The following is a 14350-nucleotide window of genomic DNA, read 5'->3' as shown; positions in this document are numbered from 1 at the left end:
ATATAAAAAACTTGAAATTCTTAAAGCGCTTAATTAAACACTTGATTTAATATCTGCAAAGATTTAGGCGTTTTAAAACCACCCGTATGCAATTCAAAATAAAGCAACATCATATTTAAAAAAGACTGCCGTTGAGAGCCATTAATTTTTATTAAAGATAACATATCGAATTTTGTAATTAGGAGGCGTTTTAATACCTCTAAATTATCACCAGACACCGTATATTTTCCAATAGGTTTTGTTTCAAAAGTACCCGTAAGCAAATTAAAATAGTTGTTATTTAAGTTTGTGTCTTCTGGGTAAAATCCTAAATACTTAGTTAGTTTAAGCAAAAAAAGCAGATGAAAATTCGCAAAATCATTGTGGATATCCAACCAACTTAACGAGGTTTCTAAATAGTGATAAAGGGTTTCATTTTGCTCTTCTTCTTGAAGTATATTAGACAGAACCTCAGCGAGAAACATCACGATAGCGCTTTTAAAAACATGGGTATGCAAACTAGAATACGTGTAATTTAATTTTGTTTCTTTAATACTATGTAGCGAACGATTGTCTTTATAATCAATATGCAACTGCAACTGGGAAAGCGGCTGAAAGTAGGCTATTTTATTATATCCCTTTTTGCTTTTTAAAACACCTCTAAGCAAAAAACTAACCACGCCTAGTTGTTGGGTATAACATTTCACTATTAAATCGTTATCCGCATATCTTAACTTTGAAAGCACGATGGCATTAGTAGTAACAAGCATTATCTTACAACCATTAGTTTCAAGACCTTTGTTTCAAAAGTGTCCAAATTAGAGAGCATAACCAAATACACTCCAGAAGCAACAACATGGTTCGCCAAGTTTTTGCCATTCCAGTAGGCCGTTCCGCCATCTATTTCTAAATTGTAGCCTCTGTGCCGTAAATTGATTTTTGACTGCGCTTCTGCCACCAAATTACCTTCAATATCTGTTATTTTTATATTAACATTTTCTGAAACCTCTTTTATTTTCACTTTATCTTCAACAATATTAAAATGAGGCCTTACGGGATTTGGATAAACAAAGGCACGTTCCAAATCTTCTGCGGTTCCAGAACTTCCTGACCGGAATGACACCAGCCCTTTGCTTGTTGCTATATAAACCGTACCATTATTATTATCAATTGAAACATCTACAATATCATTAGACGGTAAGGGGGAGTTTTTAGTGGTAAAATGGTAAATGGTTTTCTGTCCATCAGAAGAGAGGTAAAACAAACCTGTACCAATAGTAGCAACCCATTTATTATTAGAACCATCCACTTCAATATCTGATATAAACTGCTGGAACAACAACTCTTTAGCAATACCATCCTCCAGTATAATAATTTCATCAACTTTGGCATTATTATCTGTAAAAAAATTAGCTGTATTATATAACACTCTCAAACCTTTAAAAGTACCAATCCACAATTGATCTCTTTTATCTAAAGCCAAAGCTGTCACATATTCTGTGGGCATATTTTCTTCTTCTTTTTTAATATTTTTTAATAATGGGTTTGCTCCGTTTTCTTTAAAACCTATAACGCCATATTTATAACTTCCTGTCCATTTTGTACCATCCCGTCCTATAACTAAATCGGAAAAACCTAAATTACTGCCATATTCTTTAGGAATTACGTCTGTAAAATCATAAGATTTCCATTGGTTATTGCTAAGATTAAATGATTTCAGTGGCTTATCTATAAGACTGGTCATTGACCAAAGCACTCCATTCTCATCAAAAGCAGAAGCTCCAACCCTTACATCTATATAATTAGGATCAGTTGGCAGTACTAAAGATTCTAGGCCGCTATTATCTTGGTTATACAAAATACTAGGAACGTCTTGTTTAACTTCTAATAGACCACTATAGAAAGAGCTAATAAAAACGTGATCATTATTAAATGGATTTACAGAGATTGCATTTAAATTTTTAGCATTAAAGACCTCGCTATAAGGCGTATTAATCCATGTTGTACCTTTTAAATGGCTAATGCCTCGATTATTTAATGGGTAAGAATTAAAAAATAGATTATACTCCCCAAAAGTAACCCATAAATCATTGGCCCCCGCTTTTAGAGAAAAGGGAACATTTAGTAATGGCCCCTCTGGGTGTAGTTCTTCAAACAAAATAGGGCTCGATAGAGCTGTTTTTAATAGTCCAAATTTAGAAGTTCCAACATAGATATGATCCCCCCCTATGGCTGCAGCGGTATAAGATGTTAAAAAGGCGTCACTAACATCTATTTGAGACACCATATTAAAGGCACTATCATAAACAAACACATTATTTGCTGTAGTTACTATTAAGTTAGTGCCATTCGACGTTATGGCCTTAGGAAGCACATTATATTGAAACAAAGGATTTAAAACATCGTTTATTATTTTAAACATAGTCCTGTCCGTTCGTAAACCGAATAGATTATTTTCTATATTTTGAACACCAATAAAGCTTCCTGAAACGATTGTCTGCCAGTTTTGAAAGTCGGCTAAGGCACTACTGGACACCAACGCTTTACGTATCCCATTGCCATTGGAACAAGCTGCATAAATATACTCTCCAATAATAGCGGTTTGATTTACTTTAATTTCGTCGCCGTTATTTCCAATTAGATACGTGTCTACAAACTCCAGACGTTCCATATTATAAACGGAAATTCCATAGTTTGTAGCGATATAGACCACATTACCAAATGCATTGAAATGATTGATACGCTTATTTGTTGGGGAGATATTTGTTTTATCAATAATATCTACAATGGTAAGTACAGCACTGTCATGATCAAACACCATTTCTATAAGTCCGCTTTCGTATCCAATCAGTAATAACTGAAAAGGTTCGCTATAATAAATCGTGGATATACTTTCTCCCGATAATCCATTTATGGTATTAAGCTCTTCAATAGCATGAGTTTTCAAATCATAGCTAAAAATAGCATTATCTGATGCGGCATATATTTTATCATGTCCTTCTACAACATCTTTAATAGTATTGTAAGAGAAATGACCTTTCCATAGCGCAGAAAAATCTTGACCAAATTGCATGAGCGGCCAAAGAAAAACAATTGATAACAGTACGCTTCTAAACATATCCCTTCTTTTCAATATTCAAATATATTTATATCCAACGAGTTTTGCGTGAAAATCATATATTTAAACAAAAAAAGCTTCTTAGTTGAACTAAGAAGCTTATAATTATTAAATATATAGATTATTTTTTAAACAACACCTTGAGCAAGCATGGCATCTGCAACTTTTACGAATCCAGCAATATTAGCGCCTTTAACGTAATCGATATAACCATCATCACAAGTTCCATATTCTAAACAGGACTTGTGTATGTCTGTCATGATAACCTTAAGTCTGTTATCTACCTCATCTCGTGTCCATTGGTATCTTAATGAGTTTTGCGTCATTTCTAAACCAGAAACAGCAACGCCTCCCGCATTTGATGCTTTACCTGGCGCATACAATATTCTTGCTTTCTGGAAAGCTTCTACAGCTTTTAAAGTAGAAGGCATGTTTGCCCCTTCGCTAACACAGATACAACCATTATTTAAAAGCATAATAGCATCCTCTTCATTAACTTCGTTCTGTGTGGCACATGGCAATGCAATATCGCATTTAATTTCCCAAGGGGTTTTACCTGCCACAAAAGTAGCTTTTGGATAAGCTTCAACATACTCACTGATTCGTCCACGTTTTTCATTTTTCAATTTCATTACGAAAACCAGCTTTTCTTCATCTATACCATCTGCATCATAAATATATCCTGAAGAATCGGAAAGTGTTAACACTTTAGCCCCTAGGTGTAATGCTTTTTCTACAGCGTATTGAGCAACATTTCCAGATCCAGAAATAACTACTGTTTTTCCTGCTACCGTATCTTTTCTAGTTTCAAGCATTTTTTGTGCAAAATAAACAGTACCGTATCCTGTAGCTTCAGGCCTTATAAGCGACCCTCCATAAGACAAGCCTTTTCCTGTTAGAACACCAGTAAATTCGTTTCTTAGTTTTTTATACATGCCCATCATGAATCCAATCTCTCTAGCCCCTACACCTATATCACCGGCAGGAACGTCTGTATTAGGGCCAATATGCCTGAATAGTTCTCCCATAAAAGATTGACAGAAACGCATAATCTCACCATCACTTTTTCCTTTCGGATCAAAATCACTACCGCCTTTTCCTCCGCCCATAGGCAATGAGGTTAAGCTATTTTTAAACACTTGCTCAAAGGCCAAGAATTTTAAAATACTTAAATTGACCGATGGGTGAAAACGCAAACCGCCTTTGTATGGACCTATTGCGGAATTCATCTGAATTCTATAGCCTCTATTTACTTGTATTTCACCTTCATCGTCAACCCAGCACACTCTAAAAATCACAACACGCTCTGGCTCTACCATTCTTAACAAAAGGTTTTTACCAAAATAATTTTCATTCTCCACAATATAAGGAATCACATTTTCTGCTACTTCCTCTACAGCTTGTAAAAATTCTGGTTCATGGTCATTTCTCTGTTTTACAAGTTCTAAAAATCCTTCAACGATGTTTTTCATGTACTTAAATTTAATTCTTAACAGGTTACAAGTAAAACAAGTTTTATATTGTTTTTAAAACGACCTTAGCCGTATTAAAAGGGTTTAATTTATTCTATTGTAACTAATTGTTTATGTTTTACGAGGAACAAATATAATACACCTTTAAAAATTATAATGCATTTTTTTGTAAATTCATTTCAATTTATTTTTTTTAACTTTGATATACACGTGTACAAATATTTGTTTGTTAACTCTGTTTTAATATATTTGTCGGGTAATTGCCTCAACAAAAAACCATAAATATGCCTAACTGGAAACATTTTGCCTTTTTTGTTTGCACCTTACTAGTTAGTCAAACAAGTTTCTCACAATTAGGCTTCTCCCATCAAATAGGTGTTATTGCGGGCCCTGTTCAATTCAAATCCGATTTTGGAAAACGTTCAGACGGAGAAACCAATTTTGGTAATTCGGGGTTTGGAATTGGTTTTGTACATTATTTAGATTTTTCCTATAGGCGCCATTATAACTTCTTTAAATCTGACTCTTATTTTAGAGACCATTTTCAAATAAGAAACGAGATATCTTGGAATAAGACCCATTTAGAGCACTTAGGAAAATGGGTGGATCCTAGTAAAACATCATCACAGGCCAATCAATTGAGAGGTCATAAGGGAGTAGCCCATAATTTAGATATTGGCACACAATTAGAGTTTTACCCTTTAAGCATTAAAGCATTCCAGTCTTTTAGTCCGAAATTCGCTCCCTTTACGAGCTTTGGTGTTCATTTTACGTCCTATACACCCCAAGTAAGTACTACTTACGAAAACCCCAATCCGCTTTTAACCGGAAACGTAACCGAGCCTAGTAATTTTTATTCTGAATGGGCTCCGGGCTCCATCGATGCTTCTCCAGGCAGCACATGGTCTATTGTCTCAAGTGTTGGTGTAAGGTACAAGCTCGACAAGCTTTCAGATTTGATGTTAGATTTAAGATGGCAATATTATTTTAGCGATTGGGTGGATGGACTTAATCATAATCTCGATTACAATAAACATAACGACTGGCTACTTTGGCTAAATATTGGCTATATTTATTATTTGGATTAAAAATATCTTCTTTTATATCATTTTTGCAATTCCCAATATTTACCTTTGGCATATATCCCTTAAAAGCTATGTCTAAACGTCCTTATTATATAGTTATATGTTTGTTTTTACTCTTAAACAGTTGTAAAAATGAAACGAATCTTTCATTCTCTGAAACTGAGATTACGACACCAAACAATACTATTGTTCAAGTTAATATCCCTAAAGCCAATAATAGCAATGTTGTGTCCAAAAACATAAATGCAGAAATTAATAAAACGGTTATTACATCCTTACATCTTGGAGAGCCAGATGTTATCAACTCTACATCCATAGAAGAAAGCATTATCGCTTTTAATGACGAATATAATGCCTTCCAATCGGATTTTCCAGAAACTGCACAAGCTTGGGAAGCGCAAGTGGATGGTGATGTGATGTATCAATCTCCTGAAATAATCAGTATAGCCATTACCTCCTATGTTAATACTGGTGGCGCACATGGGATCCTTAATATCGTTGTGTTAAATTTTGACGGCGAAACTGGTGAGCCTTTAGAAAATTCCACATTAATAAAGGACAAAGAAACATTTAAAACCGTTTTAAAAAGCCATTTTCAAAACGCCACAAAAGATAAAGATGTTTTTACAGATAACGACAGCCTAGAACTACCCGCTAATATGGGGTACAGCAAAGAAGGTTTTGTAATGCTTTACAACGCATACGAGGTGGCGCCTTACTCTACTGGAATCATTCAATTTGCAATCCCATTTGATGAGCTTGAAGGACTTTTAAATTTTAATAGCCTTTAATAACGCTAAAATGTAACCATAATGAATGCCGTCATGTAGCAATACAAATTGTAACGCTTCGTTAAAAGAAGTTAACGTATTTCCCGTTGTCGAAACGGTATAAGCGTTATAATCTTTAAAAACACCATTATCGTAATCTGTTTTCGTTTGGTTTAAAGTGGAAACCAATAAATCTTGAATGATGTTTACTTCATGCTGATCAATAAGACCTTCTGGCTTGGTGTCTTTTTTATATTTATTTATTATATCATTAGGAATGCTTGGTTCTAATCCAGACATTTTATAAATTAACAGTTGCTCTACAACCACAACATGCCCAATATTCCAGATAATATTGTTATTAAACCCTTCGGGTACTGCATTAAGCTCTTCTAAAGAATGATTATCTACAATAGTACTTAAAATAGTCCTTAAATTATTTAAAACTTGGAATGTAAACTTCATGTTTATTAATTTTTCGCTAAATATAGTTCTTAATGTTATAATTATTTTATTTTGGTGTTAAATATCTTTAGATTTTACGCGCTAGCGCCATTTATATCATATAAAAATTAAAAACATAATACCCTATGAAAAAAGTATACTATTTAAAAACGTGCAGTACCTGTGTTCGAATTTTAAAAGAACTGAATCTCCTGTCAGAATTTATCTTACAGGATATTAAAACAGAACCTATAAGCACGGAACAGCTCGAGCAAATGGCTCAAATGGCAGGAAGCTATGAAGCTCTTTTTAGCAAGCGCGCCAAACTTTATAAAGACATGGATTTAAAGAACCGGACGCTTGAAGAACACGACTACAAACATTATATCTTAGAACATTATACCTTTTTAAGTCGTCCTGTAATTATAATGGATGATGCCATATTTATCGGGAATTCTAAAAAAGTGGTCGAAGCAGCAAAAGCTAGTCTTTGATATATTTGATATAATAGTGACTCCACCAGGATTCGAACCTGGATCTAAAGTTTAGGAAACTTTTGTTCTATCCCTTGAACTATGGAGCCTTTAAAAAGTATCACACACACAAAAAAACGATATTGCTCTTTATTAAAGATAAATATAATTTTTTTGAACTGTTTTTTAAATTATTTACACATTTATTTTACCAATACACCTTTTACGTCCATTAGCGGTATAGGCCGCAAGGCTTTTATATTAACTGTGTTTTTTCTAAAAAGAAATGTTTTGTCGAACATTTTGTTACCTTCAAAAAAAGACACTTTAAAAGTGTTGTTAAGCGCAAATAAATCTTCCTGCATCAATTCTATTTTAGCGTAGCTCTTGGCAGGAAGTTTATCTAGCTGTTTTCTAAATGTAGCGGTAATTTTATCTTTAGAATAGCCGCTCGTTACAATAAGCACAACATCTAAATCCACATTCTTATCATTAATAATATAAGCATTCCAGTCATCAGTTTTATAAATGCTATTGTGTTCCAAAACGATTGCCACGTAAACATCTTCAACTTCTGGTATTATTATGTCTTTTTTCATTTCAAAATAAAAATGGATATAAGTTGCAAAAATAAGCGTTTTAGAAACTGAACCATTTTTATTTCTTGTTTTTTTTTATTTTCAGTCATCTCAGGTGTTTGGTGTTATGAACATAAAAAGAATGGAGTAAGTCCAGCTTCAAAAAAAACCCCCTAAAGCATGCTCCTAAAAACTTAACAAAACCAACCTTTCACTGTTAAAGCCAAAACAAATAAGGGGTGTTACATGATAAAATAACTATTTTCGCAACCAACTAAAACGTCATATACTATGAGCCGTTATTCAAAACCCATAAACGCTGTGGCATTATTAATTATAATATTAATTCCTATAGTTATGAACGCACAGTCCAGCACTGAAAAAGCAAACGCCATTGCCGAAAAAGTAATGGACGCCATGGGAGGGAAAGAACATTATAACAACACCCGTTTTATCAAGTGGGATTTTGCAAAACGCACGCTATATTGGGATAAATGGACTGGCGATGTGAGGGTTGAAAGCCCCGAGAACAAACTTGTGATTTTAGTGAACATAAACACATTAACAGGACGTGTTTATGAAAATAACGTATTGGTTTTAGATAAAGAAAAACAAAAGAAGCTCCTTACGCAAGGTAAAAATTGGTGGATCAACGATTCCTATTGGTTAGTTATGCCTTGGAAATTACAAGACCCCGGCGTAACGCTAAGCTATCTAAAAACAACTGTTTTGCCTAATGCTAATAAAGCCGATGTTTTGCAAATGACATTTGAAAGCGTTGGTGTAACCCCCCACAATAAATATTTAATTTATATAGACCAAGAGGACCATCTTGTTAAACAATGGGCTTATTTTAAAAACTTTAATGATGTTGAGCCTGCATTTGTAAGACCTTGGGACCATTACCAACAAATGGGTTCTATTCTATTGTCTTTTAACAGAAGTGATTTTGGCCCTACCCAGGTTGAAGTGAAACAAAAAATGGACGAAAAAATCTTTACAAACTTATGAAACACATGTATATTTATAATGAAACCGCAAATATAGACGCCTCCATACATCAAGAGTGGTTGATCTGGATTAAAGAACACATCCCCATGGTATTATCTTCTGGTAAATTTGAAAAAGCCACGCTTACTAAAGTTCTAGTTGAAGAAGATATGGGCAGTGTAACATACTCCATCCAATACCGCTCTTATTCTCGTGAAGCCCTAGACGCTTATTATAAAGAAGACGCTCCAAAACATCGAAGCGAAGCACTGAAGAAGTTTTCTGATAAAATGCTGACTTTTAGAACTGAGCTTCAGATTATTGACGAGTATACGGTTAATTTCAAATAAGCTCTCAAGACTAAAGATAAAGCTCTTTTTAATAGAGCATGATATTGCCTTTTAAGCTTAAAAAAAAATATTTTTTATTTTGAAAGTCTAACATGATACCAAAAGCATGCGCTTTTGTATCTTTGATTGTTAAACCAATCTTCCCAGATACGTCCAATACAGGTTTCTCCAAGGTTTATTAATTAAATAGTAACGTTTTATGACAGTAAAAGCAAAGAAATACTTAGGTCAACACTTTTTAAACGACGAAAGTGTAGCCCAAAGCATTGCAGATACACTCCAGCTAAAAGACTATAAAAACATTTTGGAAATTGGGCCAGGTATGGGGGTGCTTACCAAGTATTTGCTTAAAAAGAATATTACGACCTATGCTATTGAAATAGATCCCGAATCTGTAGCATACTTAAAGGCCAACTACCTTAATCTTGCACCAAGAATTATTGAAAAAGACTTTTTAAAGTTCGATATAAATACTGTTTTTAAAGGAGAACCATTTGCTATTATAGGTAATTTTCCTTACAATATTTCTACTCAAATCGTATTTAAAACCTTAGAAATGCGGGATCAGATTCCTGAATTCTCTGGCATGTTCCAGAAAGAGGTTGCAGAGCGTATTTGTTCTAAAGAAGGCAGCAAAGTTTATGGAATTTTATCCGTTTTAACACAAGCCTTTTACGATGCCGAATACCTGTTTACCGTCCCTCCATCGGTTTTTACTCCGCCACCAAAAGTAGAATCTGGAGTATTAAGGCTTAGTAGAAAAGAAAATTACAGTTTGCCATGCGATGAGCAATTGCTTTTTAAAGTAGTTAAGGCGGCCTTCCAGCAACGTAGAAAAACCCTTCGCAATAGTTTAAAAACATTCCATTTAAACGATGTTATAAGAGAAGATAGTATCTTTGGCAAACGTCCAGAACAATTGAGTGTCCAAGACTTTATCGCACTCACTTTATTAATCCAAAACAACATATAACCACTCCCACTTTGGCTGAAGATATAGAGAACATACAATTCGAACTCACCGACGATCTTGTTAAACAAGTTGAAAACCTTATCAAAATTAATGATGATGATGGACTTAACCAACTATTAGCCGATTTTCATTATGCCGATATTGCTGAAATTCTAGATGAATTAAATCTGGATGAAGCCATGTATGTAATCAAGCTTTTAGATTCTGAAACGACATCAGACATATTGATGGAGCTTAATGAAGATAATAGGGAAAAAGTATTAAGAAATCTTTCAGCAAAAGAAATTGCTGAAGAAATACAAGAACTGGATACGGATGACGCCGCCGATATTATTGCAGAGTTGCCAGAAGAGCGCCAACTTGAAGTCATCTCGAACATACAAGATGAGGAGCATAAAGCCGAAATTAAGGAATTATTAGCTTACCATGAAGATACTGCGGGTGGACTTATGGCAAAAGAACTGGTAAAGGTTTATGAAACCTGGACGGTTGGAGGTTGCTTACGCCGCATTAGAGTACAGGCCAAAGATGTAACTCGCGTCCATTCCATATACGTAGTTAACAAACAAAACAAATTAATTGGACGCTTGTCTTTAAAAGATCTTATTGTTGCCAAAAGCGACCAAAAAATCTCCGACATTTATATCACTAGCGTCGATAGCGTAAACGTACATGACGACGCCATCGATGTTGTTAGGGTGATGCAAAAATACGATCTAGAAGCCATACCTGTTATAGACGATAATCAAAAACTTTTAGGCAGAATTACGATAGATGATATTGTAGATGTTATGAAGGAAGAAGCTGAAAAAGATTACCAATTGGCAGCAGGTATTACAAGTGATGTAGAAGCAGATGATAGCATTTTCGAACTCACAAAAGCACGTTTACCTTGGCTATTAATTGGGATGTTTGGAGGTATTGGTGCGGCAAGCATAATAAACGGCTTTAGCGATGCCATGGTAAAATACCCAGAACTTATGCTTTTTATTCCTTTAATACAAGCCACCGCAGGTAATGTAGGTGTTCAATCTTCTGCTATTGTAGTACAAGGACTTGCTAACGATACCATAGATGGGAAAATACTACAACGGCTTTTTAAAGAATTTTTGTTAGGGCTAGTAAACGGGTTAGCCATAGCTTTTATTGTTCTTTTAATTAGCCATTTTATATTTAAAACCACTTATTACGAATCTTTAACGATATGTTTGGCCCTTATAGCTGTTATTATAATGGCCGCAACAATAGGCACCTTTATACCCATATTTTTAGATAAGCGAGGTATCGACCCCGCTGTAGCTACAGGTCCATTTATTACCACTAGCAATGATGTGTTTGGCATTTTAACGTACTTTTTAATAGCCAAACTTATTTTAGGGTTTTAGTCTTTTTTAATATTTTTAGGCATTCCTTGTAGCATAAATTTCTTAAATTTAATGCTGTAGCTTATTTAAAACATTATCGAACGGATTGTGTTTAACAAACCCCTATTTATAATTTATATTATGGCATATACTAATATTTTATCCAGCTTTAAAAATGGTATTACAACTATAACGGTTAACCGTCCCACTAAGCTCAATGCTCTAAATAGAGAGACCATACAAGAGTTATACGAAGCACTAACGATTGCTAATACCCATAAAAAAACCAAAGTAATCCTTATTACGGGCAGCGGAGAGAAGGCCTTTGTGGCGGGTGCAGATATTAGTGAGTTTGCAGATTATAATGTGAATGACGGAACAAAACTAGCCGCTAAAGGCCATCGTATATTATTCGATTATATTGAAAACTTACCAAAACCTGTGATAGCAGCGGTAAACGGTTTTGCATTGGGCGGCGGTTTAGAATTGGCCATGGCATGCCACTTTAGAGTAGCCAGCGACACTGCAAAAATGGGGCTGCCTGAAGTATCTTTAGGCCTTATCCCTGGCTATGGCGGCACACAGCGCTTACCTCAGCTCATTGGTAAAGGGCGCGCCATGGAATTGATTATGACAGCAAAAATGATTGATGCCAACCAAGCTTTGAATTATGGCTTAGTCAATCACGTGACAACGGCAGACGACCTATTACCCCTTTGCGAAAAAATAGCAGCTAAGATCTCCAACAACTCCTCAATAGCCATTGCATCTGCCATTAAAGCTATAAATGCCAATTTTAAAGATGGTGAAAACGGATTTGAAGTTGAGATTGAAGCCTTCGGGAGCTGTTTTGGAACAGAAGATTTTAAGGAAGGCACTAGGGCTTTTTTACAAAAACGTAAAGCAAATTTCCCAGGAGAATAAAGCGGTTTTAAGATGGATGGTAATCGTCTTAAACAGTCCCCATTTCATACATAAAACCCGCGACGTTATTTAAGCTCCCAATAAGGGAAGGTGTTTTATCTTATGATAGGTTAAAGCTAAGCAGATGCAGTGTTTTAATTCTTTTTCAGGAATATCGTCATGAAGTTTAAATATAATCGCTCGTGTTCCTTCAAAAATGAATTTATCACCATAAATAACCTTAAAAGTCTCTACTAATTTGGATGTACATTTAAAATAAACGGCAAACTGGCTGGGATGTTTCTCTTTCCAGCCCATTCTAAGAGTACTTCCATGTTTAGTTAAATAACTGGGTTCTCCCCACTTCAACGTTTCTTGGAGTTTATCAAGACCCTTAATTTCTGATGCTGTATTTAAAACCAAGAGTCTTACTTTTAATAGTTGCGCTCTAACAGGTTCTGGGTATTGCTCAAAAACAGTCTTAACCACTGGATCAATTATCAGTTCCATCTTCAGTTTTTAGTCATATTATATTCAAATATAATTTTATACGCTTCCATATCCACTTTATTGTTTTATATACGACACCTATTAAACATTATGCTACAATATCATTCTCATACCACATACCATACCCATCTCCATTATATTTTGTTAATAAACCCCTCATTCTTTAACTTGCTAAAATAAAATTTATAATTAATTTTAAAGACCCACCAACTCTTTAAATCTTTATAGTTTATAAAAATGAATCCAAAATTTAATACAAAAGGACGTGGCGCACAGCTTCATGTTCCCAATCGCTTTTCCGAAATAAGTCATAACATGCGTGATGATTTTTTAGAGTATTGCCATAAAGAAAGAGAAGAAACCGATAACAACAAAACTCAATATTTACCGGTATTTCCAAAAACCATTGTAAACAAAGTTGAAAGTCCAGATGTAGGCATGTCGTATTCCATGAATCCCTATCAAGGTTGTGAACATGGTTGTGTGTATTGTTATGCTCGAAACTCACATGAGTTTTGGGGCTATGGTGCTGGGTTAGATTTCGAGCGTCGTATTATGGTAAAAAAAGAAGCTCCAAAACTTTTAGAAAACGTATTAAAGAAAAAAAACTGGAAACCTCATCCTATTGTAATGTCTGGAAATACAGATTGTTATCAACCCGCCGAAAGGCAGTTTGAAATTACACGACAATGCTTGGAGGTGTTTTTAAAATATAAACATCCTGTATCCATCATCACCAAAAACGCCTTGATTCTTCGCGATCTAGACCTCTTAAAAAAACTTTCTGAAGACCATTTAATTGGAGTAAATATGTCTATAACAACATTATCAGAAGATATTAAACACATTTTAGAACCTAGAACCACCTCAATAAAGAAACGGCTTAACACTGTAAAGGTATTAAGTGAGCATGGTATTCCTGTTAATGTCATGCTAGCTCCTATTATTCCCTCCATAAACAGTCATGAAATTTTACCATTAGCCAAAGCAGCTTCAGAACATGGTGCTTTAGGCATTACACACACCATTGTAAGGCTAAATGGGGCAATAGGTGAAATTTTCACAGATTGGATTCGTAAAACGATGCCAGACCGCGCAGATAAAGTATTACACCAGATTGAAGATTGCCATGGCGGGAACTTAAATGATAGTCGTTATGAAACCCGAATTCACGGCGAAGGGAAAATTGCAGAACACATTAATATCCTTATAAACTTGGGGAAACAAAAGTATTTTAAAGATAAAAAAATGCCTAAATTAAACTGTGATCTGCACGAGCCGTATAAAAATGGACAATTAAAATTGTTTTAATTTTATATTTGTCGCGCTCTATAGAAAAAT

Annotated in this window: 15 protein-coding genes and 1 tRNA gene; 9 read left to right on the top strand and 7 right to left on the bottom strand. The window is 34.7% G+C overall.

Annotated elements, in window-relative coordinates:
• Nucleotides 1-29 precede the first annotated feature (29 nt).
• From recO to gdhA, 3 genes are all read right to left on the bottom strand, one after another.
• On the bottom strand, nt 30-749 hold the full coding sequence (gene recO / locus ACFFU9_RS02080) for a DNA repair protein RecO (protein ID WP_379859705.1): 720 nt from the start codon (nt 747-749) through the stop codon (nt 30-32).
• Nucleotides 749-3097: a type IX secretion system anionic LPS delivery protein PorZ gene (gene porZ, locus ACFFU9_RS02075; RefSeq protein WP_379859704.1), complete on the bottom strand. Its 2349-nt coding sequence runs from the start codon at nt 3095-3097 to the stop codon at nt 749-751. The genes recO and porZ overlap by 1 nt, the downstream gene beginning before the upstream one ends.
• A 128-nt stretch (nt 3098-3225) precedes the next feature.
• On the bottom strand, nt 3226-4569 hold the full coding sequence (gene gdhA, locus ACFFU9_RS02070; RefSeq protein WP_379859703.1) for an NADP-specific glutamate dehydrogenase: 1344 nt from the start codon (nt 4567-4569) through the stop codon (nt 3226-3228).
• A 284-nt stretch (nt 4570-4853) separates the two neighbouring features.
• Between gdhA and ACFFU9_RS02065 the strand changes: the two genes are divergently transcribed.
• Nucleotides 4854-5657: a THC0290_0291 family protein gene (locus ACFFU9_RS02065; RefSeq protein ID WP_379859702.1), complete on the top strand. Its 804-nt coding sequence runs from the start codon at nt 4854-4856 to the stop codon at nt 5655-5657.
• A gap of 68 nt (nt 5658-5725) precedes the next feature.
• Nucleotides 5726-6445: a DUF3298 and DUF4163 domain-containing protein gene (locus ACFFU9_RS02060; protein WP_379859701.1), complete on the top strand. Its 720-nt coding sequence runs from the start codon at nt 5726-5728 to the stop codon at nt 6443-6445.
• On the opposite strand, the gene ACFFU9_RS02055 is transcribed toward ACFFU9_RS02060, so the two are convergent.
• Nucleotides 6425-6889: a DinB family protein gene (locus ACFFU9_RS02055; RefSeq protein ID WP_379859700.1), complete on the bottom strand. Its 465-nt coding sequence runs from the start codon at nt 6887-6889 to the stop codon at nt 6425-6427. The genes ACFFU9_RS02060 and ACFFU9_RS02055 overlap by 21 nt on opposite strands.
• Nucleotides 6890-7014: 125 nt before the next feature.
• Here ACFFU9_RS02055 and ACFFU9_RS02050 point away from each other — a divergent pair, with 125 nt between their 5' ends.
• Nucleotides 7015-7362 carry an arsenate reductase family protein gene (locus tag ACFFU9_RS02050; protein ID WP_379859699.1) on the top strand — a complete coding sequence of 116 codons (348 nt, stop codon included), beginning with the start codon at nt 7015-7017 and terminating at the stop codon, nt 7360-7362.
• A gap of 17 nt (nt 7363-7379) precedes the next feature.
• On the opposite strand, the gene ACFFU9_RS02045 is transcribed toward ACFFU9_RS02050, so the two are convergent.
• Together ACFFU9_RS02045 and ACFFU9_RS02040 are read right to left on the bottom strand one after the other, a co-directional pair.
• Nucleotides 7380-7451 (bottom strand) — tRNA-Arg (locus ACFFU9_RS02045).
• A gap of 93 nt (nt 7452-7544) precedes the next feature.
• Entirely contained in the window at nt 7545-7940 is a 396-nt protein-coding gene (locus tag ACFFU9_RS02040; protein WP_379859698.1) for a hypothetical protein, read from the bottom strand.
• A 270-nt stretch (nt 7941-8210) separates the two neighbouring features.
• Between ACFFU9_RS02040 and ACFFU9_RS02035 the strand changes: the two genes are divergently transcribed.
• The 5 genes from ACFFU9_RS02035 (at nt 8211) to ACFFU9_RS02015 (ending at nt 12520) form a co-directional block, all read left to right on the top strand.
• The gene (locus ACFFU9_RS02035) at nt 8211-8930 is read left to right on the top strand and encodes a hypothetical protein (protein WP_379859697.1); all 720 of its coding nucleotides are present in this window, start codon (nt 8211-8213) and stop codon (nt 8928-8930) included.
• Nucleotides 8931-8935: 5 nt separating this feature from the next.
• Entirely contained in the window at nt 8936-9259 is a 324-nt protein-coding gene (locus tag ACFFU9_RS02030) for a DUF4286 family protein (RefSeq protein WP_379859722.1), read from the top strand.
• Between the two features lie 199 nt (nt 9260-9458).
• A complete protein-coding gene (rsmA, locus tag ACFFU9_RS02025) occupies nt 9459-10232 on the top strand; it encodes a 16S rRNA (adenine(1518)-N(6)/adenine(1519)-N(6))-dimethyltransferase RsmA (RefSeq protein ID WP_379859696.1) in 774 nt (257 codons plus the stop codon).
• A gap of 11 nt (nt 10233-10243) precedes the next feature.
• Complete coding sequence (gene mgtE, locus ACFFU9_RS02020; protein WP_379859695.1) at nt 10244-11617, top strand: magnesium transporter; 1374 nt, start codon at nt 10244-10246, stop codon at nt 11615-11617.
• 120 nt (nt 11618-11737) lie between these two features.
• Nucleotides 11738-12520 (top strand): enoyl-CoA hydratase/isomerase family protein, encoded by a 783-nt coding sequence (locus ACFFU9_RS02015; protein ID WP_379859694.1) that lies wholly within the window; start codon nt 11738-11740, stop codon nt 12518-12520.
• Between the two features lie 69 nt (nt 12521-12589).
• On the opposite strand, the gene ACFFU9_RS02010 is transcribed toward ACFFU9_RS02015, so the two are convergent.
• Nucleotides 12590-13009 carry a DUF1801 domain-containing protein gene (locus ACFFU9_RS02010; RefSeq protein WP_379859693.1) on the bottom strand — a complete coding sequence of 140 codons (420 nt, stop codon included), beginning with the start codon at nt 13007-13009 and terminating at the stop codon, nt 12590-12592.
• A gap of 237 nt (nt 13010-13246) precedes the next feature.
• Between ACFFU9_RS02010 and ACFFU9_RS02005 the strand changes: the two genes are divergently transcribed.
• Nucleotides 13247-14320 carry a PA0069 family radical SAM protein gene (locus ACFFU9_RS02005; RefSeq protein WP_379859692.1) on the top strand — a complete coding sequence of 358 codons (1074 nt, stop codon included), beginning with the start codon at nt 13247-13249 and terminating at the stop codon, nt 14318-14320.
• The last annotated feature ends 30 nt before the right edge of the window (nt 14321-14350 follow it).

This window comes from Mariniflexile ostreae, assembly GCF_042427585.1.
Lineage (GTDB): Bacteria > Bacteroidota > Bacteroidia > Flavobacteriales > Flavobacteriaceae > Pseudalgibacter > Pseudalgibacter ostreae.
The sequence above is the reverse complement of the archived record's forward strand: the minus strand, read 5'-3'. Positions and strand labels throughout refer to the sequence as shown.